General features: G+C 67.7%; 21 protein-coding genes and 3 tRNA genes. 21 read left to right on the top strand and 3 right to left on the bottom strand.

All coding sequences use genetic code 11. The features are described from left to right. Positions 1-129 precede the first annotated feature (129 nt). The 8 genes from recA (at position 130) to FHR94_RS09950 (ending at position 6572) form a co-directional block, all read left to right on the top strand. Complete coding sequence (recA, locus tag FHR94_RS09985; RefSeq protein ID WP_183325560.1) at positions 130-1200, top strand: recombinase RecA; 1071 nt, start codon at positions 130-132, stop codon at positions 1198-1200. A 3-nt stretch (positions 1201-1203) separates the two neighbouring features. Continuing rightward, the gene (locus FHR94_RS09980; RefSeq protein ID WP_183325559.1) at positions 1204-1674 is read left to right on the top strand and encodes a regulatory protein RecX; all 471 of its coding nucleotides are present in this window, start codon (positions 1204-1206) and stop codon (positions 1672-1674) included. A 157-nt stretch (positions 1675-1831) separates the two neighbouring features. Then, positions 1832-4441 carry an alanine--tRNA ligase gene (gene alaS, locus FHR94_RS09975; protein WP_183325558.1) on the top strand — a complete coding sequence of 870 codons (2610 nt, stop codon included), beginning with the start codon at positions 1832-1834 and terminating at the stop codon, positions 4439-4441. Between the two features lie 107 nt (positions 4442-4548). Next, a complete protein-coding gene (locus tag FHR94_RS09970; RefSeq protein ID WP_183325557.1) occupies positions 4549-5799 on the top strand; it encodes an aspartate kinase in 1251 nt (416 codons plus the stop codon). Positions 5800-5941: 142 nt separating this feature from the next. After that, positions 5942-6145, top strand: a complete 204-nt coding sequence (gene csrA / locus FHR94_RS09965; protein ID WP_183325556.1) for a carbon storage regulator CsrA — start codon at positions 5942-5944, stop codon at positions 6143-6145. Between the two features lie 89 nt (positions 6146-6234). Further along, positions 6235-6327, top strand: a tRNA-Ser gene (locus tag FHR94_RS09960). 34 nt (positions 6328-6361) lie between these two features. After that, positions 6362-6438: transfer RNA gene (locus FHR94_RS09955), tRNA-Arg, on the top strand. Between the two features lie 57 nt (positions 6439-6495). After that, positions 6496-6572, top strand: a tRNA-Arg gene (locus FHR94_RS09950). A gap of 175 nt (positions 6573-6747) precedes the next feature. Here FHR94_RS09950 and FHR94_RS09945 read toward each other — a convergent pair. Beyond that, positions 6748-7728, bottom strand: coding sequence for a tRNA dihydrouridine synthase (locus FHR94_RS09945; RefSeq protein ID WP_183325555.1), 981 nt, complete (start codon positions 7726-7728; stop codon positions 6748-6750). Between the two features lie 173 nt (positions 7729-7901). On the opposite strand from FHR94_RS09945, the gene FHR94_RS09940 reads away from it, so the two are divergent. Genes FHR94_RS09940 through FHR94_RS09930 form a run of 3 tightly spaced genes read left to right on the top strand, consistent with a single transcriptional unit; the run spans position 7902 to position 11357 of the window. Continuing rightward, complete coding sequence (locus FHR94_RS09940; protein WP_183325554.1) at positions 7902-8153, top strand: OadG family protein; 252 nt, start codon at positions 7902-7904, stop codon at positions 8151-8153. A 49-nt stretch (positions 8154-8202) separates the two neighbouring features. Then, complete coding sequence (oadA, locus tag FHR94_RS09935) at positions 8203-10020, top strand: sodium-extruding oxaloacetate decarboxylase subunit alpha (RefSeq protein ID WP_183325553.1); 1818 nt, start codon at positions 8203-8205, stop codon at positions 10018-10020. An 11-nt stretch (positions 10021-10031) separates the two neighbouring features. Next, positions 10032-11357 (top strand): sodium ion-translocating decarboxylase subunit beta, encoded by a 1326-nt coding sequence (locus FHR94_RS09930; RefSeq protein WP_183325552.1) that lies wholly within the window; start codon positions 10032-10034, stop codon positions 11355-11357. Positions 11358-11391: 34 nt separating this feature from the next. On the opposite strand, the gene FHR94_RS09925 is transcribed toward FHR94_RS09930, so the two are convergent. After that, positions 11392-12009, bottom strand: a complete 618-nt coding sequence (locus FHR94_RS09925) for an IMPACT family protein (RefSeq protein ID WP_183325551.1) — start codon at positions 12007-12009, stop codon at positions 11392-11394. Beyond that, positions 12009-12479 carry a LexA family protein gene (locus tag FHR94_RS09920; RefSeq protein WP_183325550.1) on the bottom strand — a complete coding sequence of 157 codons (471 nt, stop codon included), beginning with the start codon at positions 12477-12479 and terminating at the stop codon, positions 12009-12011. Before FHR94_RS09920 ends, FHR94_RS09925 begins: the two co-directional genes overlap by 1 nt. Before the next feature lie 205 nt (positions 12480-12684). On the opposite strand from FHR94_RS09920, the gene ccmA reads away from it, so the two are divergent. From ccmA to FHR94_RS09870, 10 genes are read left to right on the top strand one after another with little or no spacing between them, the layout of a single operon-like run. Further along, complete coding sequence (gene ccmA / locus FHR94_RS09915) at positions 12685-13329, top strand: cytochrome c biogenesis heme-transporting ATPase CcmA (RefSeq protein ID WP_183325549.1); 645 nt, start codon at positions 12685-12687, stop codon at positions 13327-13329. Further along, positions 13316-14059: a heme exporter protein CcmB gene (gene ccmB / locus FHR94_RS09910; protein WP_183325548.1), complete on the top strand. Its 744-nt coding sequence runs from the start codon at positions 13316-13318 to the stop codon at positions 14057-14059. Before ccmA ends, ccmB begins: the two co-directional genes overlap by 14 nt. A 14-nt stretch (positions 14060-14073) precedes the next feature. Next, positions 14074-14817 (top strand): heme ABC transporter permease, encoded by a 744-nt coding sequence (locus tag FHR94_RS09905; protein WP_183325547.1) that lies wholly within the window; start codon positions 14074-14076, stop codon positions 14815-14817. Then, the gene (gene ccmD, locus FHR94_RS09900) at positions 14817-15056 is read left to right on the top strand and encodes a heme exporter protein CcmD (RefSeq protein WP_183325546.1); all 240 of its coding nucleotides are present in this window, start codon (positions 14817-14819) and stop codon (positions 15054-15056) included. The genes FHR94_RS09905 and ccmD overlap by 1 nt, the downstream gene beginning before the upstream one ends. After that, entirely contained in the window at positions 15046-15549 is a 504-nt protein-coding gene (ccmE, locus tag FHR94_RS09895; RefSeq protein ID WP_183325545.1) for a cytochrome c maturation protein CcmE, read from the top strand. The genes ccmD and ccmE overlap by 11 nt, the downstream gene beginning before the upstream one ends. 16 nt (positions 15550-15565) lie before the next feature. Then, a complete protein-coding gene (locus FHR94_RS09890) occupies positions 15566-17557 on the top strand; it encodes a heme lyase CcmF/NrfE family subunit (RefSeq protein WP_281375984.1) in 1992 nt (663 codons plus the stop codon). Beyond that, positions 17554-18084: a DsbE family thiol:disulfide interchange protein gene (locus FHR94_RS09885; RefSeq protein ID WP_183325544.1), complete on the top strand. Its 531-nt coding sequence runs from the start codon at positions 17554-17556 to the stop codon at positions 18082-18084. Before FHR94_RS09890 ends, FHR94_RS09885 begins: the two co-directional genes overlap by 4 nt. Next, positions 18072-18542: a cytochrome c-type biogenesis protein gene (locus FHR94_RS09880; RefSeq protein ID WP_183325543.1), complete on the top strand. Its 471-nt coding sequence runs from the start codon at positions 18072-18074 to the stop codon at positions 18540-18542. The genes FHR94_RS09885 and FHR94_RS09880 overlap by 13 nt, the downstream gene beginning before the upstream one ends. After that, entirely contained in the window at positions 18539-19771 is a 1233-nt protein-coding gene (gene ccmI, locus FHR94_RS09875; protein ID WP_183325542.1) for a c-type cytochrome biogenesis protein CcmI, read from the top strand. The genes FHR94_RS09880 and ccmI overlap by 4 nt, the downstream gene beginning before the upstream one ends. A 3-nt stretch (positions 19772-19774) precedes the next feature. Beyond that, positions 19775-23269, top strand: coding sequence for a chromosome segregation protein SMC (locus tag FHR94_RS09870; protein WP_183325541.1), 3495 nt, complete (start codon positions 19775-19777; stop codon positions 23267-23269). Positions 23270-23637: the final 368 nt, after the last annotated feature.

Here is a 23637-nt window from a genome sequence, read left to right as displayed (position 1 = left end):
GGTCGAGCGTTGCCTTTTTCGTCATACTACTGTGCAGTCATACAGTGCTTCGAGCGGGCCCTTGTCCCGCCGTTCCCGACTATTTGGCCATGTCGCCGTCGATGACGGCGACCACTCAGGAGGTTCTTCATGGCACAGGACGACAACCGCAGCAAGGCGCTGAATGCGGCGCTTTCCCAGATCGAGCGCCAGTTCGGCAAGGGCACCGTGATGCGCCTGGGCGATGCCCCGCGCGTGGTGATGCCGTCGGTCTCCACCGGTTCGCTGGGCCTGGATATCGCCCTGGGCATCGGTGGCCTGCCGCTGGGCCGGGTGGTCGAGATCTTCGGCCCCGAGTCCTCGGGCAAGACCACCCTGACCCTGTCGGTGATCGCCCAGGCCCAGAAGCAGGGCAAGACCTGCGCCTTCATCGATGCCGAACACGCCCTGGACCCGAGCTACGCCGAGAAGCTTGGCGTCAACCTGGATGACCTGCTGGTCTCCCAGCCGGACACCGGCGAGCAGGCCCTCGAGATCTGCGACATGCTGGTGCGTTCCGGCGGCGTCGACGTGATCATCATCGACTCGGTGGCGGCCCTGACGCCGCGCGCCGAGATCGAGGGCGAGATGGGCGACTCCCACGTCGGCCTGCAGGCGCGCCTGATGTCCCAGGCCCTGCGCAAGATCACCGGCAACATCAAGAACGCCAACTGCATGGTGGTCTTCATCAACCAGATCCGCATGAAGATCGGCGTGATGTTCGGCAGCCCCGAGACCACCACCGGCGGCAACGCGCTCAAGTTCTACTCCAGCGTGCGCCTGGACATCCGCCGCACCGGCTCGGTCAAGCAGGGCGACGAGGTGACGGGCAACGAGACGCGGGTCAAGGTGGTCAAGAACAAGGTGGCCCCGCCGTTTCGCCAGGCCGAGTTCCAGATCCTCTACGGCAAGGGAATCTACCATGCCGGCGAGGTGGTCGACCTGGGCGTGCAGTGCAAGCTGATCGACAAGGCGGGCGCCTGGTACAGCTATCAGGGCAACAAGATCGGCCAAGGCAAGGCCAATGCTGCCCAGTTCCTCGAGGACAACCCGGCGGTGATGGAGGAGATCGAGAGCCAGATCCGTGCCCAGCTGCTCGCTCCCCCCGAGCCCAGGGACAAGGAGAAGGAAGGCGCCGAGGTGGCCGAGGTCGAGGACAGCCGCGACGACGACCTGCTGTAAGCCATGCGTGAGCACGCCGCCGGCGACACCTCGCCCCGCGACGACGCCCTCCGCCTGCTGGCGAGGCGCGAGTATGCCCGGGGCGAGTTGCATACGCGGCTCGCCGCCAAGGGCCACGCGACCGACGAGATCGAGGCCTGCCTCGACGCTTTGGTCGAGCAGGGCCTGCAGTCCGATGCGCGCTTCGCCGAGAGCCTCCTGCGCGCCCGGGTGGCGCGTGGCCAGGGACCGGTCAAGATCCGCGCCGAGCTCACCCGGCGCGGTGTGGACGACGATACCGTTCGCCAGGCCTTCCGGGAGGCCGATGAAAAGGTCGACTGGTTCGCCCTGGCCGCCGAGGTGCTGGCCCGGCGCTTCTCGGGCCCTGGCGAAAAGCCCCGGGAGCGGGCTCGACGCGAGCGCTTCCTGGCCGGCCGCGGCTTCGATTTCGACCAGCTGCGTCATGCCCTGGACCACGCCTGGGACGACGCCTGATCACCCCGCCCCTTTAGTCGCTTGACGACTGCGCTATAATGGCTCCCTTTGCAACCGCCCCGGGCGGCGCACCCACCGGCTCTCGGCGCCGCCAGAACGGGCCGGGTCCGGTCCCCGCCGGCCTGCCGGGTCACCCGCTCATCATCACGGATATTCCATGAAAAGCGCAGACATCAGACAGGCCTTCCTGAGTTTCTTCGAGGAGCAGGGCCACACCATCGTGCCGTCCAGCTCCCTGGTGCCGGGCAACGACCCGACCCTGCTGTTCACCAATGCCGGGATGGTGCCGTTCAAGGACGTCTTCCTGGGGCGCGACCCGCGGCCCTATGTCCGCGCCACCTCGGCCCAGCGCTGCGTGCGCGCCGGCGGCAAGCACAACGACCTCGACAACGTCGGCTACACGGCGCGCCACCACACCTTCTTCGAGATGCTGGGCAACTTCAGCTTCGGGGACTATTTCAAGCGTGAGGCGATCCGCTTCGCCTGGACCTTCCTCACCGAAACCCTGGGACTGCCCAGGGAGAAACTGTGGGTCACCGTCCACGTCAGCGACGACGAAGCCGAGCGCATCTGGAAGGACGAGATGGGCATCGACCCGGCACGCTTCTCCCGGCTCGACGAAGACAACTTCTGGCAGATGGGCGACACCGGCCCCTGCGGGCCGAGCTCGGAGATCTTCTTCGATCACGGTCCCGAGGTGTGGGGCGGGCCGCCCGGCAGCCCCGAGGAGGATGGTGACCGCTACATCGAGATCTGGAACCTGGTGTTCATGCAGTTCGACCGGGATGCGGCGGGCCATCTGAACCCCCTACCCAAGCCCTCCATCGATACCGGCATGGGCCTGGAGCGCATCGCCGCGGTGATGCAGGGCGTGCACTCCAACTATGAGATCGACCTCTTCCAGAATCTGCTCGAGGCGGCGGCCCGGGCCACCGGTCACGCCGATACCACCACCCCTTCGCTCAGGGTGATCGCCGACCATATCCGCTCCTGCGCCTTCCTGGTGGCCGATGGTGTGCTGCCCTCCAACGAGGGGCGTGGCTACGTGCTGCGCCGGATCATCCGCCGCGCCATCCGGCATGGCCACAAGCTGGGGGCCCAGGGCAACTTCTTCCACAAGCTGGTGGGGGCGCTGGATGTGGAGATGGGGGGCGCCTATCCGGAACTGCGCGAGGCGCGCCACCAGATCGAGCGCGTGTTGCTCAAGGAGGAGGAACAGTTCGCCCGCACCCTCGAGCATGGCATGGGGCTGCTCGAGGAGGCGCTGGCCGGCCTCGAGGATGATACGCTGCCTGGCGAGACGGTGTTCAAACTCTATGATACCTACGGTTTCCCCTATGACCTGACCGCCGATATCTGCCGCGAGCGCGGCGTCTCCCTGGACGAGGCCGGCTTCGAGCGCGAACTGGAGGCCCAGCGTGAGCGGGCCCGGGCGGCCAGTCAGTTCGGCGCCGACTATGGCGCGGCCCTGGACCTCGAGGGCGAGACCGCCTTCACCGGCTACGACCGCCTGGAAGATCGCGCCACCGTCACCGCCCTCGTCGACCGCGAGGGCAATGGCCTGGCCGGCCTCGAGCCGGAGCAGCATGGCGTGGTGGTGCTTGACCGCACGCCCTTCTATGGTGAGTCCGGCGGCCAGGTGGGCGATACGGGCTACCTCCATCTGGCGGACGGTGGTCGCTTCCTGGTCACCGACACCCAGAAGCAGGCCGGCCACCATCTCCATCATGGCGTGCTGCTCGAGGGGGCGCTGGTGGTAGGCGCTGCGGTGCGCCCCGAAGTCAACGCCGAGCTGCGCGCGGCCACGGTGCGCAACCACTCCGCCACCCACCTGCTGCACAAGGCGTTGTGCCTGGTGCTAGGCGAGCATGTGGCGCAGAAGGGCTCGCTGGTCACCCCCGAGCGGCTGCGCTTCGATTTCAGCCACTTCGAAGCGATGACCCCCGAGCAGCTGGCCGAGGTGGAGCGCCTGGTCAACGAGCAGATCCTCGCGAATGCGCCGACCCGAATCGAGCAGATGAGTCTTGAGGAGGCCAAGGCCAAGGGCGCCGCGGCGCTCTTCGAGGCCAAGTACGCGGAGGACGTGCGGGTGCTGACCATCGGTGCCGACGACTTCTCCATCGAGCTGTGCGGCGGCACCCACGTGGCGCGCAGCGGTGACATCGGCTGCTTCCATATCGTCGCCGAGAGCGGCATCGCCAGCGGCGTGCGGCGTATCGAGGCGATCACCGGCGAAAGGGCACTCGAGTGGTTCCGCGAGCAGGAGGCCTGCCTGGCCCGCATCGGCGAGCGGCTCAAGGCCCGGCCGGAGCAGGTCGAGGAGCGCGTCGAGTCGCTGGTCGAGCGCAACCGTACCCTGGAGCGGGAGCTCGAGCGGCTCAAGGCCAGGCTGGCGAGTGCCGCCGGCAGCGACATGGCCAGCGAGGCCCGTGAGATCAAGGGCGTCAAGGTGCTGGCCAAGCGCCTGGACGGAGTGGCCGGCAAGGAACTGCGTGGCATGCTCGACCAGCTCAAGAACAAGCTGGGCTCCGGCATCATCGTGCTGGGCGTGGCCGACGAGGCCGCCGGCAAGGTGAGCCTGATCGCCGGTGTTACCCATGACCTGACCGGCAAGGTCAAGGCCGGCGAGCTGGTCAATCACGTGGCCGGCCAGGTCGGTGGCAAGGGCGGCGGTCGTCCGGACATGGCTCAGGCGGGGGGCAGCGACGTGGCGGCCCTCCCGGGGGCGCTGGCAAGCGTGCCCGCCTGGGTCGAACAGCGGCTGTAGCAGGTTTTGGCAGGGCCGGAGGTCGAAAGGCTCCGGCCCTTCGCTTGGATTTATCTTTCACTCATCACGAGCGCTATCCGCACTCGCCACACGAGGGAAAACGGCAAATGGCATTATACGTACAGAAGTTCGGCGGCACCTCGGTGGGCTCTGTCGAGCGCATCAAGGCCGTAGCCGAGAAGGTCAAGGGTTTCCGCGACAATGGCCACCAGGTCGTGGTCGTGGTCTCCGCCATGAGTGGCGAGACCAACCGCTTGATCGGCATGGCCAACGAGATCAACGATGAGCCCACGCCGCGCGAGATGGACATGCTGGTTTCCACCGGCGAGCAGGTCACCATCTCCCTACTGGCGCTGGCCCTGCACAAGCTGGGGGTGCCGGCTACCTCCTACACCGGCTCCCAGGTAGGCATCCTCACCGACAGCGCCCATACCAAGGCGCGCATCCAGCGTATCGAGACCGATGACCTGCAGGACGATCTGGATGACGGCCAAGTGGTGGTGGTCGCCGGCTTCCAGGGCGTCGACGAGGAGGGCAATATCACGACCCTCGGTCGCGGTGGCTCCGACACCACCGGCGTGGCGCTGGCCGCGGCGCTGAAAGCCGACGAGTGCCAGATCTACACTGACGTCGATGGCGTCTATACCACCGACCCGCGGGTCTGCTCCCGGGCCCAGCGCCTCGACACCATTACCGTGGAGGAGATGCTGGAACTGGCGAGCCTGGGCTCCAAGGTCCTGCAGATCCGCGCCGTCGAGTTCGCCGGCAAGTACAATGTTCCGCTGCGCGTGCTGTCCAGCTTCGAGGACGGCCCCGGCACCCTGATCGTTGCAGATTCCGACCAAGACGAGGACTCCATGGAAGAACCGCTGATCTCCGGTATCGCCTTTACCGCCAACGAGGCCAAGCTGACCCTGCTCAACACTCCCGACGTGCCGGGCGTGGCCTCGCGCATCCTGGGGCCGATCGCCGCGGCCAACATCGAGGTCGACATGATCGTCCAGAACGTGGCGCCGGCCGGTGATTACACCGACTTCACCTTCACGGTGGCCAAGGGCGACTACAAGCAGACCCTCAAGATCCTCAACGAGCAGGTGCTGCCCGAGCTGGGCGAGGGCGAGGTCAAGGGTGACGACAACATCGCCAAGGTGTCCCTGGTGGGCGTCGGCATGCGCTCCCACGCCGGCGTAGCGTCCAAGATGTTTCGTGTGCTGGCCGAGGAAAACATCAACATCCGCATGGTTTCCACCTCCGAGATCAAGATCTCCGTGGTGATCGACGAGAAGCACATGGAACTGGCGGTCAAGGCCCTGCACAAGGCCTTCGGTCTCGACAAGCGGGATATCGAGAGCGAATAACCCGCTCAACCATCGGCGACACCTTCTACGCTTGTAGGAAAGTCCATGGCACCCGTGAGACAGGGCTTACCTTCAACGGGGGTAGGAGGTGTCATATGGCGTCGAGCATCCCGTTGCCAGAAGTCTGAGAAGGAGATCAGTCATGCTCATCCTGACACGCCGCGTCGGCGAGACCTTGATGATCGGTGATGACATCACCGTGACCGTCCTTGGTGTCAAGGGCAATCAGGTCCGCATCGGTGTCAATGCCCCCAAGGATGTCGCCGTGCATCGTGAGGAGATCTACCAGCGTATCCAGCGCGAGAAATCGGAAGCCGATGCCGATGAAGGCGGTCAGGGCACCTGAACCTGTCGCGTGCCAGTCAGGCGAAAAAACTCGCCGGCCGGCTGGACAATGGCCAGGCACAACGGTAGGATACGCACCGTGCCGATGAGGGAGAGGTGGCCGAGTGGCTGAAGGCGCTCCCCTGCTAAGGGAGTAAGGGGTTTATAGCCCCTTCGAGGGTTCGAATCCCTCCCTCTCCGCCACGTTCCTTGTGAACGTTTCGGCATCGAAGATCAAGCGCCCGTAGCTCAGCTGGATAGAGTACCTGACTACGAATCAGGTGGTCGGAGGTTCGAATCCTCCCGGGCGCGCCATCTTCACCGGATAGGAAGATAGCCTGTCTCCATCGTGACGAGTCGCCTCGTTGCTACGCGCCCGTAGCTCAGCTGGATAGAGTACCTGACTACGAATCAGGTGGTCGGAGGTTCGAATCCTCCCGGGCGCGCCAGATCTCGACCCGTCCTTCTCGCAAGGGCGGGTTTTTTGTTTGCCCCTTGTCGCTAGCCGGGGCCGACAACCGTCGGCCCCGCGATCGTTTGAGGCGCCGTCGCAACGCGATGAGCGCCTCTTTTTTTGTATTCTTTCTCCGGCATCCAGCATCGTGTGTGCCCTTGCCCGGCGGATCACGCGGGCTGCAGGGGGCGTCGTGTCGAAGTGGGCACCGGCGAGGAGGCCGGGGCCTCGAGGCCCTCGAGCAGGGCGCCCAGGTCGGTGATCCGCTTGAGCGCCTGGAAGCGACGCGTCGCCTCGGTGTCCCGGGCGCGCATCTGATTGAGCCACTGCTTGACCAGGGAGATGACCACGCGGGGCGGAAGGGTGGCGCGCTGTAATGCCGCATATTCCGCGATGACGGCGGCGCGGTCGGCCCAGTGCGTTTCGGGCAATCGCTCTCCGGTCAGCAGCCAGTGCCGGATGCGCGGGGCCAGCCAGGGATCGGCCAGGGCGCCCCGCCCGAGCATCACGTCCCGACAGCCGGACAGGGTGCGGGCCTTCCAGTAGTCCTCCAGGGTCCAGATATCGCCGTTGGCCACCACCGGGATGTCGAGCCGGTGACGGATTCGGCCGATCCACTCCCAGTGGGCCGGCGGCCGATATCCCTCATCACGGGTGCGGCCATGCACCACCAGCTGTCGGGCGCCACCGTCCTGGGCGGCCAAGGCGCAGCTCAGCGCCAGGCGCCGGTTGGAGAAGCCCAGGCGGATCTTGGCGGTTACCGGGATGGCCTCGCCCACGGCCTCGTGAACCGCCGCCACGGCAGCGTGGACCCTGGCTGGGTCGCGCAGCAGCGAGGCGCCGCCATCATGGCGATTGACCAGCTTGGCCGGACAGCCGAAGTTGAGGTCGAGGCTCGTGGCGCCCAGTCGCCGAGCCTGGCGAGCATTGGCAGCCAGGGCCGTCGGGTCCGAGCCCAGTAGCTGCAGGTGCACCGGGACGCCGCTGGGAGTGCTGGGCCCTTCGGCCGCCTGCAGCTCTGGGCAATGCCGGTGGAAGACGCGCGGTGGCAGCCGAGCATCCACGACCCGCACGAATTCGGTCACCGTCCAGTCGAAGCCGGGGCGGCGGGTCAGCAGGTCCCGGGTCACGCTGTCGATGACCCCTTCCATGGGTGCTAGTCCGATCCGCTCATTTTGTAGTAAATTAACAACGGTGATTTCCACCATGGCGCCCTTGCAATCTGTCGATAATGTGGCAGGTTATATGATCCAAAAAAATGCACAAGCCGGCCTGCCGTTATGAATTAGGCCTGATATGGGCGCAAAAGCGAGGATAATGCCACATGGAGAATGCACAGTTACTGAACGAAGGGCTGGCGCTGATGGCCTTGGGCATGGGCTTCGTCTTTGTTTTTCTTACCGTGCTAGTGATTGTCACGACCCTGATGTCCAAATTCATCGGCCGTTTCTTCCCCGAGCCGGCCGCCCCCCTGCCGGCGACCGGGCGCCAGTCTTCGGCCGGCCGCCAGGACGAGGACCTGGTGGCGGTCATCACCGCCGCGGTCCACCGCTACCGCAAGCGCCGCCGTCGCTGACCCGTCGGGCCCGCTTTCCTTACCTCTTCTTTCACGACAAGGTCTCCCCATGACTGACTCGACACGCCCACTTGGCATCACCGATGTCGTCCTGCGCGATGCCCACCAGTCGCTGTTCGCCACCCGCCTGCGCCTGGAGGACATGCTGCCCATCGCCGAGAAGCTCGACCGCGTCGGCTTCTGGTCACTGGAATCCTGGGGCGGGGCCACCTTCGACGCCTGTATCCGCTACCTCGGCGAGGATCCGTGGGAGCGGATACGGGCGTTGAAGGCGGCCATGCCCAACACCCCGCAGCAGATGCTGCTGCGGGGCCAGAACCTGCTCGGCTACCGCCACTACGCCGATGACGTGGTCGACCGCTTCGTCGAGCGCGCCAGGACCAACGGCGTCGACGTCTTTCGGGTCTTCGATGCCATGAACGATCCGCGCAACCTGGAGCGCGCCATCCAGGCGGTGAAGACGGTCGAGGGCCACGCCCAAGGCACGCTCTCCTATACCGTGAGCCCGGTGCACACCCTGGACGGCTGGGTGGAGCTTGGCAAGCGCATCGCCGAGATGGGCGCCGACTCCCTGGCGATCAAGGACATGGCCGGCCTGCTCAAGCCCTACGACGCCTATGAGCTGGTCACCAAGCTCAAGGCCGCGGTGGACATCCCCATCCACATGCAGTGCCACGCCACCACCGGCATGTCCACCGCCACCGCGCTCAAGGCCGCCGAGGCGGACATCGACAACGTCGACACTGCCATCTCCTCGATGTCGATGACCTATGGCCACAGCCCTACCGAGTCTATCGTCGCCATCCTTCAGGGCACCGAACGCGACACCGGCCTGGACCTCGAGCTGCTCGAGGAAATCGCCGCCTACTTCCGCGAGGTGCGCAAGAAGTACGCCGCCTTCGAGGGCTCGCTCAAGGGCATCGACTCGCGCATCCTCATCGCCCAGGTGCCGGGCGGCATGCTCACCAACATGGAAGGCCAGCTCAAGGAGCAGGGCGCCGGCGACAAGCTCGACGACGTGCTCAAGGAGATCCCGCGGGTGCGCGAGGATCTGGGCTTCATCCCGCTGGTCACCCCGACCTCCCAGATCGTCGGCACCCAGGCGGTGATGAACGTGATGATGGGGGAGCGCTACCAGTCGATCTCCAAGGAGGTCCAGGCGCTGCTCAAGGGCGAGTACGGCGCGGCCCCGGCGCCGTTCAACAAGGAGCTGCAGGCGCGCGTGCTGGAGGGCGGCGAGCCCATCACCTGCCGCCCGGCCGACCGACTCGACCCGGAGATGGACCGGCTGACCGCCGAGCTCAAGGAGAAGGCCAAGGCCGAGGGCATCCGCCTGGCCGAGGGCGAGCGCGAGATCGATGACGTGCTCACCTATGCGCTGTTCCCGCAGATCGGACTCAAGTTCCTCAAGAACCGCGACAACCCCGACGCCTTCGAGCCGGTGCCCCAAGCCCCCGGGAAAGAGACCCCGGGAGCCGCTGCCCAGCCGCCGGCGAAGGCCGAGGCGCCGGCCGCTGCCCCCGCCGACCCGGAGACCTATACCGTCAAGGTCAACGGCAAGGCCTACGTGGTCGAGGTGGCCGAGGGGGGCGAGATCGGTCAGGTGACCGAGCAGGGCGGCAGCCAGCCGCCCGCGAGCGCGCCGGCGACCTCCACCGGGGAGACGATCACCGCGCCGCTGGCCGGCAACATCTTCAAGGTCAATGTGGGCGAGGGGGACAGCGTCGAGGCGGGTGACGTGGTGATCATCCTCGAGGCCATGAAGATGGAGACCGAGGTGCGCGCGGCCAGTGCCGGCACCGTCTCCGCCATCAAGGTCAGCGAAGGCGACAGCGTGGCGGTCGGTGATCCGCTGGTCGTACTCTAAGGACGGGACTCATGACGGACAAGCTATTGACCTTGTGGGTCGGCTCGGGGCTCTACAACCTGAGCTTCGGCCAGGCGGTGATGGTACTGGTGGGGCTGGTGTTGCTGTGGCTGGCCATCGCCAAGAAGTTCGAGCCCTTGCTGTTGGTGCCGATCGGCTTCGGCGGCATCCTCGCCAACATTCCCGAGGCGGGGCTCGCGCTTTCCGCCGCCGAGCAGGCGGCCCACCTGGCCAGGCCCGAGCTGCTCGAGCGGATGGCGGCGACCCTGCAGGTGAACCTGGACCCGGCCGCCGGCCTCGAGACCTGGCGCCACACCCTGAGTGAGGTGTTGCACGGCGATACCTCACCGGCCCTGCTCCGCGCCGCCAACGATGCGGCCATGGACGGTGGCTACGCCCACGGCATGCTCTATCAGTTCTACAGCGTGGCGATTGCCTCGGGCATCGCGCCGCTGGTGATCTTCATGGGCGTGGGGGCGATGACCGACTTCGGTCCGCTGCTGGCCAATCCGCGCACCCTGTTCCTGGGCGCCGCCGCCCAGTTCGGCATCTTCGCCACCCTGCTCGGGGCGGTGGGCATGTCGGCCATGGGCTGGATGGACTTCTCGCTCAACCAGGCCGCCGCCATCGGCATCATCGGCGGCGCCGACGGGCCGACCTCGATCTATGTGTCGAGCATCCTGGCGCCGGAGCTGTTGGGCGCCATCGCTGTGGCCTCCTACTCCTACATGGCGCTGGTGCCGCTTATCCAGCCGCCGATCATGCGGGCGCTGACCTCGCTCCAGGAGCGCGAGATCACTATGACCCAGCTGCGCCCGGTGTCCAAGCTGGAGAAGATCGTCTTCCCGCTGTCGTTGTTGATCCTGGTGGTGCTGTTTTTGCCGGATGCCGCGCCGCTGCTGGGGATGTTCTGTTTCGGCAACCTGATGCGCGAGTGCGGGGTGGTGGAGCGGCTCTCGGACACCGCCCAGCACGCCCTGATCAACATCGTGACCATCTTCCTGGGGCTTTCGGTGGGCTCCAAGCTGATGGCCGACCGCTTCCTGGCCCTGGAGACCCTGGGGATCCTGGCGCTGGGCATGGTGGCCTTCGCCATCGGCACCGCCTGCGGGATCCTGATGGCGAAGCTGCTCAACACCGTCAGCAAGATGCCGATCAACCCGCTGATCGGCTCCGCCGGGGTCTCGGCGGTGCCCATGGCGGCGCGGGTGTCCAACAAGGTGGGACTGGAGTCCAATCCCCACAACTTCCTCTTGATGCACGCCATGGGGCCCAACGTAGCCGGGGTGATCGGCTCGGCGGTGGCCGCGGGCGTGATGATCAAGTATCTGGGGTAAGGCGCCCTCGGGCGCCGTTCGTCGTGGTAGTGGGTCAATCGTCCAGCAGTGCTAGCCGGCCGCGCAGGCGGGCTTCCAGGGGCGCCAGGTCGACCTCGGCATCGCGCGGCCAGCCCACGGTGAGCACCACCCCGTCGGCACCGTAGTCGACCGCCTCTACCGGCACCTGGTGCTCGCTCAGCCAGCCACGCGCCTCGGCCTCGCCGGCGAAGGTCACCTTCAGCTTGAGGGCGGTGCGCTCGACCACCTCGCGGCAGGGCAGGGCGTCCAGGGCCTCGGCCACCGCCTGGGCATAGGCGCGGGCCAGGCCGCCGGTGCCGAGCTTGGTGCCGCCGAAGTAGCGGATCACCACGCAGCCGATCTGGCCGAGGCCGGCCCCCTTGAGCACCTGGTACATGGGCCGTCCCGCGGTGCCACCGGGCTCGCCGTCATCGGAAAAACCGATGGCCTGCTGCTCCCCGGGCGGCCCGGCGATAAAGGCACTGCAGTGATGGCTGGCACCGGGATGGGTGCGCCGCGCGCCTGCCAGCAGCGCCTCGAAGGCGGCCACATCCGGTGCGTGGCAGACCCAGGTGATAAAGCGACTCTTCTCTACCTCGAGTTCGCGCTCGAGCCACTCGCCGGGGGGCAGGTCGGGGATGGGGTAGCGCATCAGGCGGCCCGCTCCGACTGGCGCACCACGCCCATCACCAGGCCCAGTACCTGGATATCGCTGTTCCTCAGGTAGATCGGCGGCATGTGCTCGTTGGCCGGCTGCAGGCGCACGCCGGACCTCTCGATATAGAGCTTCTTCAGGGTGACCTCCTGACCGTTGATCATCACTACCGCAGTCTCGCCGTTCTCGGCGCTTTCGCGGCGTTCGATGATGATCACATCCCCGTCGAAGATCTGGCAATCGATCATCGAGTCGCCGCAGACCCGCAGGGCGTAGGTATTGCGCTTCACCATGCGTGATGGCACCGCGATGCGCGCACTGTCGACGCAGGCTTCGAGGGGCAGTCCGGCCGGGACCCGGCCGAGCAGGGGCACCTCGACCAGGTGCTCGGCGGCGAGGGGGGCCCAGGACGAGGCGATCGGCAGGTTGGGCCGGCGCTGAAGGTACTGCGACGTGACGTGAGGCATGCGATGTCTCCCTGATCCTCGATAACTGTTCATGCATACAGTTCCGGGAAAGCATAGCAGGGCCCCGCGATCTGGCAAGCGGCCCGCTTCGCCACGCGACTTGACCCAAGGCAACTGCGACCGGCTGACGCAGCCGGGCCGACTGGCAGGCAAGGCCCATTCCGTGTACAGTCCCGGGCGAAATCACCCATGCCGGGAGTGTGCCTTGAGCCTGCGTCTCCAAGCTCGAAAGCTGGCCTGTGAGCGGGACGACCGTTGGCTGTTCCGTGGTCTCGACCTCGACATCCGCGCCGGGGAGATCGTGCGGGTGGAGGGGCCCAACGGTAGCGGCAAGACCACCCTGCTCAAGATTCTCTCGGGACAGCTGGCCGATTACCACGGTGAGCTGTTCTGGAACGAGGCGCCGATGCGCCGCTCGCGCAAGGCGTTTCTCGCCAACCTGCTCTATCTGGGGCACTCCCCGGGGGTCAAGGCGGCGCTGACGCCGCTGGAGAACCTGGCCTGGTACCAGGCGTTGGCCGGTGAGCCCGACGACGCGGCCGCCCGCCTCGAGGCCCTGGCCTCGGTGGGACTCGTCGGCTTCGAGGAGGTGCCCGCGGGTCAGCTCTCCGCCGGCCAGCAGCGGCGTGTGGCCCTGGCCCGGCTGACGCTGATCCCGCGTCCCCTGTGGGTGCTCGACGAGCCCTTCACCGCCATCGACCGCGACGGCGTGGTGGCCCTGGAGGCACGGCTTTCGGCCCATGCCCGGCAGGGGGGCTGTGTGCTGGTCACCACCCACCACGCCCTGGCGGCGTCATCTGCCCTGCGGCGTATTCGCCTGGGGCAGGGAGGTGACGATGCCGGGGCCTGATGCCTCACCGGTCAGCGAACAACAGGCGGGGGTGGCCTGCCGGGAACCCCGGGAGGGAACCGCTGTCGCAGTTCGGGCCACCTTGAAGCGTGATCTGGTGCTGATGCTGCGGCGGCGCAGCGAGGTGCTCAACCCGCTGGTGTTCTTCGCCCTGGTGATCACCCTGTTTCCGATCGGCATCTCGCCGGATCCGGCGCTGCTGGCCAGCATCGCGCCCGGTCTGTTGTGGGTCGCGGCCCTGCTGGCGGCCCTGCTGTCGCTGGACAGCCTGTTTCGCAGCGACTTCGAGGATGGCTCGCTGGAGCAGCTACTGCTCTCGCCCCAGCCGCTACCGGCCCTGGTGCTGGCCAAGGTGGCGGTGCATTGGCTGCTCACCGGCCTGCCGCTGGCGCTGATGGCACCGGTGCTCGGCATCATGCTGTCGCTGCCGGCCGGCAGCTATGCGGTGCTGGCCCTGTCGCTGGCGCTGGGCAGTGCCAGCCTGAGCCTGATCGGGGCCATCGGGGCAGCGCTGATCGTCGGTCTCTCCCGGGGCGGCGTGCTGCTCTCGCTGCTGGTGCTGCCGCTCTACATCCCGGTGCTGATCTTCGGTGCCGGGGCCGTCCAGGCGGCGATCCTGGGTGCCGGTGTCGCGGCCCATCTGGCCATCCTCGGCGCGCTTCTGGCGGTGGCCCTGATGTTCGCTCCCTGGGCGATCGCGGCCTCGCTGCGTATCAGTATCAACGGTTGAGGTATCGAACAGGCATGTGGGCCTTCATACACAAGCTCGGTTCCCCCAAGTGGTTCTATGCCATCAGCGCCCGCCTGCAACCCTGGTGCTGGGGGGCGGCGGTGGCGCTGATCCTGGTCGGTAGCGTCTGGGGGCTGGCCTTCGCCCCGGCCGACTACCAGCAGGGCAACAGTTTCCGCATCATCTACGTGCATGTGCCGGCGGCCTTCCTGGCCCAGTCGATCTTCGTCACCATGGCCGTGGCCGGGATGATCTTCATGGTCTGGCGGATCAAGCTGGCCGACATGGCGGCGGCGATGATGGCCCCGCTGGGGGCCGGCATGACCTTCGTGGCGCTGTTCTCCGGCGCGGTCTGGGGCATGCCCACCTGGGGCACCTGGTGGATGTGGGATGCTCGCCTGACCTCCATGCTGATCCTCTTCTTCCTGTATATCGGCGTGATTGCCCTGCGCGGGGCCTTCGCCAGCCGTGACAGCGCCTCCCGGGCGGCCTCGGTGCTGGCCATGGTGGGCGTGATCAATATCCCGATCATCAAGTACTCGGTGGAATGGTGGTACACCCTGCACCAGCCCGCCACCTTCTCGATCACCTCGCGCCCGGCGATGCCCACCGAAATGTGGCTGCCGCTGCTGCTCATGGTGCTGGGCTTCTACTGTTTCTTCATCGCCGTGACCCTGATGCGCACCCGCAGCGAGATCCTGCGCCGCGAGTCGTCCAAGCGCTGGGTCCGCGAGCTGGCCGCCGAGGAGGGAACCTGATGGCCTTCGACTCCCTTGCGGCCTTTCTCGCCATGGGCGGCCATGGCCCCTATGTGTGGGCGGCCTACGGTGCCACCGCCGTCCTGCTGGTCGGCGTCGTGGCCCATGCCCGGCTCGAGCGCCGCCGGCTGATGCGGGACCTGAGGCGCCGGGTCCGTCGCGAGGCGCAGCTGGCCGCACGGCAGCACAGTGCCGCATCATCGGTTTTCCATGACGAGGGGGCTCCCCGTGAGAGCTAAACGCAAGCAGAAGCTGTTCGTGACCCTGGGGCTGGTGGCCCTGGCCGCCATCGCCGTGGGGCTGACCCTCTATGCCCTGCGCAGCAACATCAACCTGTTCTTCAGCCCGGTGCAGATCGTCGAGGGTGAGGCCCCCATGGAGCGCCAGATCCGCGCCGGTGGCATGGTCAAGGAGGGGTCGGTGGCACGTAACCCCGACAGCCTCGACGTCGGGTTCACCGTCACCGACTACGTCGAAGACCTCGAGGTGCGCTACAGCGGCATCCTGCCCGACCTGTTCCGCGAGGGGCAGGGCGTGGTGGTGGTGGGTGAGCTGCAGCCGGGGGGCTGGCTGCGCGCCGACCAGGTGCTGGCCAAGCACGACGAGAACTACATGCCGCCGGAGGTCGCCCAGGCGCTGGAAGAGGCCGGCTATTCGCCGGAGGACTATCAGGCCAAGGCCGCCGAGGTGGGCAAGCGGCTGGAGGCCCGGGCCGCGAGCGCCGGCCAGTAACCGATCTGGAGCTGCCATGCTGATCAAGATGATCCCCGAAATCGGCCACTTCGCCTTGATCATCGCCCTGCTGATGGCGGTGGTCCAGGCGATCATGCCGCTGGCCGGGGCGGCGACCCGGCGCCCGCTGTGGATGGCCTATGCCCGACCCATGGCCACCGGCCAGTTCCTGTTCCTGGTCATCGCCTACCTGTGCCTGACTGCCAGCTACCTGCTGGACGACTTCAGCGTGGCCAACGTGGCCAACAACTCCAACTCGATGCTGCCCTGGTACTACAAGGCCAGCGCCGTGTGGGGCAACCACGAGGGCTCGGTGTTGCTGTGGAGCCTGATCCTCGGTGCTTGGACCTTCGCCGTCAGCCGCTTCTCCCGGGAGCTGCCCCGGGACATGCTGGCCCGGGTGCTGGGCGTGATGGGCCTGGTCAGCGTGGGCTTCCTGGCCTTCGTGCTGTTCACCTCTAACCCCTTCTCGCGTCTGCTGCCCAACGTGCCGGCCGACGGCGCCGACCTCAACCCGCTGCTGCAGGACGTCGGCCTGATCATCCATCCACCGATGCTCTATATGGGCTATGTGGGCTTCTCGGTGGTCTTTGCCTTCGCCATCGCCGCCCTGCTCGGCGGCCGCCTGGACGCTGCCTGGACCCGCTGGGCCCGGCCCTGGACCAACGTCGCCTGGGCCTTCCTCACTGTGGGCATCGCGCTCGGCAGCTGGTGGGCCTACTACGAGCTGGGCTGGGGCGGCTGGTGGTTCTGGGACCCGGTGGAGAATGCGTCGCTGCTGCCCTGGCTGGCGGGCACCGCGCTGATCCACTCCCTGGCGGTGACCGAGAAACGCGGCGCCTTCAAGAGCTGGACCGTGTTGCTGGCCATCTCCACCTTCTCGCTGTCGCTGATGGGCACCTTCCTGGTGCGCTCCGGGGTGCTCACCTCGGTGCATGCCTTCGCCAACGACCCCTCCCGGGGGCTGTTCATCCTGGTGCTGCTGGGCATCACCGTGGGGCTCTCGCTGCTGCTGTTCGCCCTGCGGGCGCCCCGCGTCAGCCACCAGGTGGGCTTCACCTGGCTGTCTCGCGATGCGCTCCTGCTGATCAACAACATCCTGCTGGTGATCATGACGGTGACTGTGCTGCTGGGTACCGTCTATCCGCTGCTGCTCGATGCCCTGAACCTGGGCAAGATCAGCGTGGGCCCACCCTATTTCAATGCGCTGTTCGTGCCGCTGACGGTGATCCTCTGTCTCTTCATGGGGCTCGGGCCCCTGGCCCAGTGGAAGCGCATGCGCGGCCGCGAGCTGCTGCGGCGCAGCTGGCTGGCCGGGGCGTTGGCGCTGACGATCGGCGCCGCGGCGCCCTTGCTGTATGACGGCGAATGGAACCTCCGGGTCTCGCTGGGGCTGGTGGCGGCGTTGTGGGTGGTACTGCCGCTGGTGCGCGACCTCTGGGACAAGAGCCGCAACGGCGGCTCGCGCCTGGCCGGCCTGAAGAAGCTGTCGCTCGCCCACTGGGGCATGGTGGTGGGGCATCTGGGCCTGGCGGTGACCATCATCGGCGTGACCGTGGTGTCGAACTACGCCGTCGACCGCAACGTCCGCATGGCGGTGGGCGACAGCGCCACGCTGGCCGGCTACACCTTCACCATGACCGAGCTCGGCAGCCGCCGCGGCCCCAACTTCGTGGCCGATACGGCGCGCATCGAGGTGCGTCGCGGCGACAGTGCGCGCCACTTCGTGATGACCCCGGAGAAGCGCCTGTATATCGCCCGCGGCATGCCGATGACCGACGTCGCCCTGCGCCCGGGCCTGTTCCGGGATCTCTACGTGGCCATGGGGGAGGATCTCGAGGACGGCAGCTGGGCGATGCGCATCCAGTACAAGCCTTTCGTGCGCTGGCTGTGGCTCGGTGCGCTGCTGATGGCGGCCGGCGGCGTGCTGGCGGTCATCGATCGACGCTACCGGCGCACCGCCACTGCCCGTGACCCGGAACGCATCGCCAGGGAGGTGGCCGCATGACGCGTCGCCTCTTGCTGCTGCTGCCGCTGGCCGGCTTCCTGGTGCTGGGGGGCTTCCTCTATCAGGGGCTGTCGATCAACCCCTTCGAGCGCGACTCGGCGCTGATGGCCCGGGCGTTCCCGGCCTTCGAGCTGACCACCCTAGAGGACCCCGGGCGGGTGGTGGACGAGTCACTGCTCGAGGGCCAGGTCACCCTGGTGAATGTCTGGGGCGAGTGGTGCCCGACCTGCAAACAGGAGATGCCCCAACTGCTCGACCTGGCCGAGCGTGGCGTGCGCCTGATCGGGGTCGACTACAAAGATACCCGGGAGAAGGGCCGTGAGTTCCTCGCCGAGTTCGGCAACCCCTTCGAGGTCAATATCTTCGATCCCGAGGGCTCGCTCGGATTCGACCTGGGCGTCTACGGGGCCCCGGAGACCTTCCTGGTGGATGCCGACGGGGTCATCCGCTACCACCACACCGGCTACATCAAGCCGGCAGACGTGCGCGACGTGATCCTGCCGGAGGTGAAAAGATGGCACGAATGATTCGGCCCCTGCTGGCCTTGCTGATACTGCTGCCGCTATTCGCTCTGGCGGGCGGCATCGAGGTGCGTCAGTTCGACGATCCCGTCCTCGAGCGGCGCTACCAGGACCTGACCGCGACCCTGCGCTGCCCCAAGTGCCAGAACCAGGCCATCGATGACTCCGACTCGCCCATCGCCGGCGACATGCGGGATCGCGTCTACACCCTGCTGCAGGATGGCCGCTCCGACAAGGAAATTCTCGACTTCATGGTCAACCGCTTCGGCGACTATGTGCTCTATAACCCGCGGCTCGAGGGTCGCACCCTGCTGCTGTGGGGGCTGCCTGCCGCCCTGGTGCTGCTGGGGGCCCTGGTGGTGGTGCTGATGGTGCGCGCTCGTCGTCGCACCTCGGCCCGCGAACTGAGTGCCGAGGAGCGGGCTCGCCTGGATGCCCTGATCAAGCGCGAGAGGACCGAATGATGCTGCTCTGGCTCGCCTTTGCCATGCTGCTGCTGCCGGCCCTCTGGTTGCTGATCCTGCCGCTGCGCCGTGCCACCGCCGTGGCCGCGGCCCAGCGTGACGTCGAGGCCAACGACCGGACCGCCGAGCAGAACGTGGCCATCTACCAGCGTCGCCTGGCCTCCCTGGAAGCGGCCCGGGACCGCGGCGACATCGACGATGCCCGTTTCGAGGAGGATCGCCTGGAACTCGAGCGCAGCCTGCTGGAGGACACCGAGCGTCTCCGGCGAGCGCCACTGAAGGCCGCCGGCGCCGGCAAGCGCCTGGTGCCGGTGGTGATGGTGCTGGTGGTCATCGCCAGCGTGGCGTGGTATCGCCTCGAGGGCGCCGAGGGCGACCTGGCCCTGTATGCGGTGCAGCAGGAGGTGATGAGCGACCCCGAGGCCTCGCTGCCCGAGCTAATCCGGCGTCTGGAGGCGCAGGCCGCCCGCCAGCCGGAGAACCCCAAGGTCTGGCGCGCGCTGTTCCCGCTTTACCGCGATAGCGGTCGGGTGGCCGAGGCCGACGCGACCCTCACGCGGCTGCTCGAACTCGAGGGGCGCCAGCCCTGGCTGCTGGCCGAACTGGCTCAGCTGCGCTACTTCGCCGCCGGTCGTAAGCTTACTCCCGAGGTGCAGGCGCTGGTGGACGAGACCCTGGCCGAGGCGCCTGGTGAGCCGACGGTGCTTGGCCTGCTGGGCATCGAGGCCTTCGAGCAGGGTGACTACGAGGCGGCCATCGACCATTGGCGGCGGGCCATCGCCGGCATGCAGGATCCGAACGCCGCCGAGGCCCTGCGCCAGGGCATCCGGGTCGCCCAGCAGCGCCTCGGGGTGAGTCCCGAGGCCGCCGAGAGCGGGGCCGGCCTGCGCGTCGAAGTGCGTCTGGCGCCCGAGCTCGAAGGCCGTGTGCCCGACACCACCACGGTCTTCGTGGTCGCCCGGGACATGGCGGGTGAGCTGCCGCCGTTGGCCGTGACCCGGGTCACCGTGGGCGAGCTGCCGCTGACCGTCACCCTGGACGACGGCGATGCTATGGCGCCGATGGCCCGGCTTTCCCAAGTGGAGCAGGCCCGGCTGGTGGTGCGCGTCTCGCCGAGCGGTCAGGCCACGCCGCAACCCGGCGACCTGATGGGGCGGCGTGACGCGGTGCCGGTGGGCGAAGCCGACGGCGAGCCCGCCCAGGTGATGATCGATCGGGTCGTCGAGTAAGCCATGCGTCTCACGTCGATCCGCCTGGCCGGGTTCAAGTCCTTCGTCGACCCCGTGACCGTGCCCTTCGACGGCAACATGACCGCCATCGTCGGGCCCAACGGCTGTGGCAAGTCCAACATCATCGACGCGGTGCGCTGGGTCATGGGGGAGTCCTCGGCCAAGACCCTGCGTGGCGAGTCGATGACCGATGTCATCTTCAACGGCTCCACCGGCCGCAAGCCGGTCGGCCAGGCTGCCATCGAGCTGCGCTTCGACAACCGCGACGGCGCCTTGGGCGGCCCCTACGCCCAGTACGCCGAGATCTCGGTCAAGCGCCAGGTCAACCGCGACAGCCAGTCCAGCTACTTCTTCAACGGCCAGAAGTGCCGTCGCCGCGATATCGCCGATCTGTTCCTGGGTACCGGGCTGGGGCCGCGTTCCTACGCGATCATCGGCCAGGGCATGATCTCGCGGCTGATCGAGGCGCGTCCCGAGGAGCTGCGCTCGACCCTCGAGGAGGCCGCCGGCATCTCCAAGTACAAGGAGCGCCGCCGCGAGACCGAGAACCGCATGCGCCGCACCCAGGAGAACCTGGAGCGCCTGGAGGATATCCGTGAGGAGCTCGACAAGCAGCTCGAACGGCTCAAGCGCCAGGCCGAGGCGGCGCGGCGCTACCAGACCTTCAAGCAGGAGGAATACCGGCTCAAGGGCGAGCTGGCGCTGCTGCGCAGTCGCGCCTTGCGGGCCAGCCAGGACGAGGAGGAGGCCCGGGTCCGGGAGCTCGAGACCGCGGTAGAGCGGGAAGTGCTGGGCCTGCGCCAGTGCGAGACGCGCCTGGAGACGGACCGTGCCGAGCACGACCGGCTGGCCACCGAACTCGACGGCCGCCAGTCCCGCTTCCACGAGACCACCACCGCCATCGCCCGCCTGGAGCAGGACCTCGAGCACAGCCGTGCCCGGGATCAGCAGCTGGCCCGGGACCTGGAGAGTGCCCGACGTGAGCTCGGCGAACTCTTGCGGCTCGGTGAAGACGACGGCGAGCGCCTCGCGCGTCTCGATGAGCGCCTCGAGACCCTGGGGCCCGAGCAGGAAGAAGTCGCCGAACGCCTCGCCGAATTGGAGGCCGCCCTCGAAGAAGCCGAGCCGTTGGCCGAGGAGGCCGATGCCGCCTGGGAGGCCTTCGGTGAGCGCTGGCAGGCCCATCATCGAGAGGCGGAACGCACCCAGAACCGCCTGCGTGAGCAGGAGGCGCGCCTCGAGCGTCTCGAGGCCGATAGCCAGCGCCGCCGCCAGCAGCACGGCGAGTTGCCCGACATCGAGGGGCTGACGGCACAGCGTGCCGAACTGACCGAGCGGCTGGCCGAACTCGACGAGCGGCTGGCCGGGATCGAGGCCCAGAGGGCCGAGGGGCAGGAGAACCGTGATGCCGCTCGGGAAGCGGTGCGCGAGGCCGAGGCGGCCCGCGAGACCGATCGCCAGCGGCGCAGTACCCTGCAGGGCGAGCTGGCCTCCCTGGAGGCGCTGATCGAGGCCGCCCTGACCGACCATGACGAGACCCTTGACGCGCACCTGGCCGAGCACGGCCTGGCCGAGGCCCCGCACCTCGGCGAGCGCCTCGAGGTTACCCCGGGCTGGGAGGAGGTGGTGTCCTGGGTGCTGGCGCCCTGGCTCAGGGCCCGCCTGGCACCCATAACCGGGAGAGATACCCTGCTCACTCCCGCCCTGTCGGCGGAGCTGGGCCTGCTCGAGGGCGAAGGGCGGCCGGCGACGCCGGAGAGCCTGGCCGCCCGGGTCAGCGGCGCCGGGGCCGCCGCTCAGTGGCTGACCCGGGTGTACTGCGTCGCGACGCGGGACGAGGCCTGGGCACGCCAGGCCTCGCTGACCGAAGGCGAGAGCCTGATCACCGCCGATGGCCTGTGGCTGGGGGATGGCTGGGCCCGGCATCGCGGCCAGGACGCAGGTCCGGATGCCCTGCTGGTCAGCCGGCGTCGGGAGGCCGAGGCGCGGGCCGAGCTGGAGGCGGTCGAGGCGCGCCTGGCGGCCGCAGACACTCGCCTGGCCGAGGCGACCGAGCGGGTCGAGCGCTGGGAGGCCGACCTGGAGCGGCTGCGTCTGGAGGAACGCGACCTCGAGCAGCATCGCCAGCAGCTGGCCGTCCAGGACAGTGGACTGGCCAGCCGACTCGAACATCTCCAGGGACGGGCCGGGGAACTCGCTGAGGAACTCGAGGAGCTGGCCGAGGCGGCAGAGGAGAGCCGCCTGGCCATCGAGGAGGTCCGGGAGCAGTGGCAGGCGGCCATGGCGAGGCTGGAGGAGGGCGCCGAGACCCGCGAGCGCCTGGAGCGCGAGCGCCGCGAGGCGCGCGAGCGGCTGGCCGCGTTGCGTGCCCGTCAGCGACCGCTGGCCGAGCAGGCACAGCGCCTGGCACTGGAGGTGGAGCGCCATACCGCCGAGCGCGCCGGCCTGGCCGAGCAGCAGGACCGCGCCGGAGAGGCCCGGGAGCGGCTCATGGAACGCTGCGCCGAACTCGAGGAGGCTCGCGAGGGGCTATACGAACCCGACGAGGAACGCCGCGAGCGCCTCGACGAGTTGCTCCATCGCCGTGAGCGTGAGGAGCGCGACCTGAATGAGGCGCGCGCCCGGGCCGTCGAGCTCGTGGAACGGCTGCGTCAGGATGAACAGGCCCGGCAGGGGCATGAGCGCCAGCTCGAGGGCATCCGCGAGCGTCTCCAGGAAGCACGCATGCACGTGCAGGCCCTGGCGCTCAAGGCCGAGACCCAGGACGAGCAGCTGCGCGAGCTGGGCCACGACGCGGATGCCCTGGCCGAGGCCCTCGACCCCAATGCCACCGAGTCCGCCTGGCAGACCCGCCTGGAGGAGGTCGGCGAGCGCATCCGGCGGCTGGGGGCGATCAACCTGGCGGCCATCGAGGAGTACGACCAGCAGGCCGAGCGTCGCGACTATCTCGAGGCTCAGCAGGCCGAGCTCGGTGAGGCCCTGGAGACCCTCGACCGGGCGATCCGCCGAATCGACCAGGAAACCCGCACGCGTTTCCGTGATACCTTCGAGCGGGTCAATACCGGCCTGCAGACCCTCTTTCCCAAGGTCTTCGGCGGGGGCATTGCCTGGCTGACCCTGACCGGCGACGACCTGCTGGAGACGGGGGTCGCCATCATGGCCCGGCCGCCCGGCAAGAAGAACAGCACCATCCATTTGCTCTCCGGCGGAGAAAAGGCGTTGACCGCCCTGTCGATGGTGTTCGCCATCTTCCAGCTCAATCCGGCCCCCTTCTGCATGCTCGACGAGGTGGACGCCCCGCTGGATGATGCCAATGTGGGGCGTTATGCGAAGCTGGTAAAAGAGATGTCCGACTCGGTCCAGTTCATCTATATCACCCACAACAAGATCGCCATGGAGGCCTCGGAACGCCTGATGGGGGTCACCATGCAGGAGCCCGGGGTCTCCCGGCTGGTATCGGTGGGTGTCGAGGAGGCGGCGGCCCTGGCCGAGGCCTGACGGCAGGGCTATCGCAGTTACCCAAAGCGAGGGGCGCCGGCGGCAAGCCGAAGAGGAGGTCCTACGCCAGGGATGGCGTCGGTAGCGCCCAGGGAGGGGTTTACAGCGCCTCCTCATAGGCTTGTCGCCAGATCAGCCCCGAGCGATGGAAGCTATCTGCGATAACCCTGGCCTGACGGGCTTGAACGCGATGAGCAAATGGGTTTACAAGGAAAGTGGCGATAATGTTGCGCTGCACGAACGCAACGGGATTCCTGAAGGGCGATTGCGCAGGCCATCCCGGAAAGCCGGCAGGAGATCGCCGGGCTTGACAAATAAAAACGGTGGCCATTTTTTCGGCGATCGCGCTATGCTGTACCACGGATAAC

This window comes from Halomonas cerina, from assembly GCF_014192215.1.
In the GTDB taxonomy this organism is placed as follows: Bacteria; Pseudomonadota; Gammaproteobacteria; order Pseudomonadales; family Halomonadaceae; genus Halomonas; species Halomonas cerina.
This window is presented reverse-complemented; position numbering and strand designations above follow the sequence as displayed.

Bases quoted from the DNA above. Each gene is read 5' to 3' on its own strand.
- recA (WP_183325560.1), top strand. From the start codon at position 130: ATGGCACAGGACGACAACCGCAGCAAGGCGCTGAATGCGGCGCTTTCC.
- FHR94_RS09980 (WP_183325559.1), top strand. From the start codon at position 1,204: ATGCGTGAGCACGCCGCCGGCGACACCTCGCCCCGCGACGACGCCCTC.
- alaS (WP_183325558.1), top strand. From the start codon at position 1,832: ATGAAAAGCGCAGACATCAGACAGGCCTTCCTGAGTTTCTTCGAGGAG.
- FHR94_RS09970 (WP_183325557.1), top strand. From the start codon at position 4,549: ATGGCATTATACGTACAGAAGTTCGGCGGCACCTCGGTGGGCTCTGTC.
- csrA (WP_183325556.1), top strand. From the start codon at position 5,942: ATGCTCATCCTGACACGCCGCGTCGGCGAGACCTTGATGATCGGTGAT.
- FHR94_RS09945 (WP_183325555.1), bottom strand. From the start codon at position 7,728: ATGGAAGGGGTCATCGACAGCGTGACCCGGGACCTGCTGACCCGCCGC.
- FHR94_RS09940 (WP_183325554.1), top strand. From the start codon at position 7,902: ATGGAGAATGCACAGTTACTGAACGAAGGGCTGGCGCTGATGGCCTTG.
- oadA (WP_183325553.1), top strand. From the start codon at position 8,203: ATGACTGACTCGACACGCCCACTTGGCATCACCGATGTCGTCCTGCGC.
- FHR94_RS09930 (WP_183325552.1), top strand. From the start codon at position 10,032: ATGACGGACAAGCTATTGACCTTGTGGGTCGGCTCGGGGCTCTACAAC.
- FHR94_RS09925 (WP_183325551.1), bottom strand. From the start codon at position 12,009: ATGCGCTACCCCATCCCCGACCTGCCCCCCGGCGAGTGGCTCGAGCGC.
- FHR94_RS09920 (WP_183325550.1), bottom strand. From the start codon at position 12,479: ATGCCTCACGTCACGTCGCAGTACCTTCAGCGCCGGCCCAACCTGCCG.
- ccmB (WP_183325548.1), top strand. From the start codon at position 13,316: ATGCCGGGGCCTGATGCCTCACCGGTCAGCGAACAACAGGCGGGGGTG.
- FHR94_RS09905 (WP_183325547.1), top strand. From the start codon at position 14,074: ATGTGGGCCTTCATACACAAGCTCGGTTCCCCCAAGTGGTTCTATGCC.
- ccmD (WP_183325546.1), top strand. From the start codon at position 14,817: ATGGCCTTCGACTCCCTTGCGGCCTTTCTCGCCATGGGCGGCCATGGC.
- FHR94_RS09890 (WP_281375984.1), top strand. From the start codon at position 15,566: ATGCTGATCAAGATGATCCCCGAAATCGGCCACTTCGCCTTGATCATC.
- FHR94_RS09885 (WP_183325544.1), top strand. From the start codon at position 17,554: ATGACGCGTCGCCTCTTGCTGCTGCTGCCGCTGGCCGGCTTCCTGGTG.
- FHR94_RS09880 (WP_183325543.1), top strand. From the start codon at position 18,072: ATGGCACGAATGATTCGGCCCCTGCTGGCCTTGCTGATACTGCTGCCG.
- ccmI (WP_183325542.1), top strand. From the start codon at position 18,539: ATGATGCTGCTCTGGCTCGCCTTTGCCATGCTGCTGCTGCCGGCCCTC.
- FHR94_RS09870 (WP_183325541.1), top strand. From the start codon at position 19,775: ATGCGTCTCACGTCGATCCGCCTGGCCGGGTTCAAGTCCTTCGTCGAC.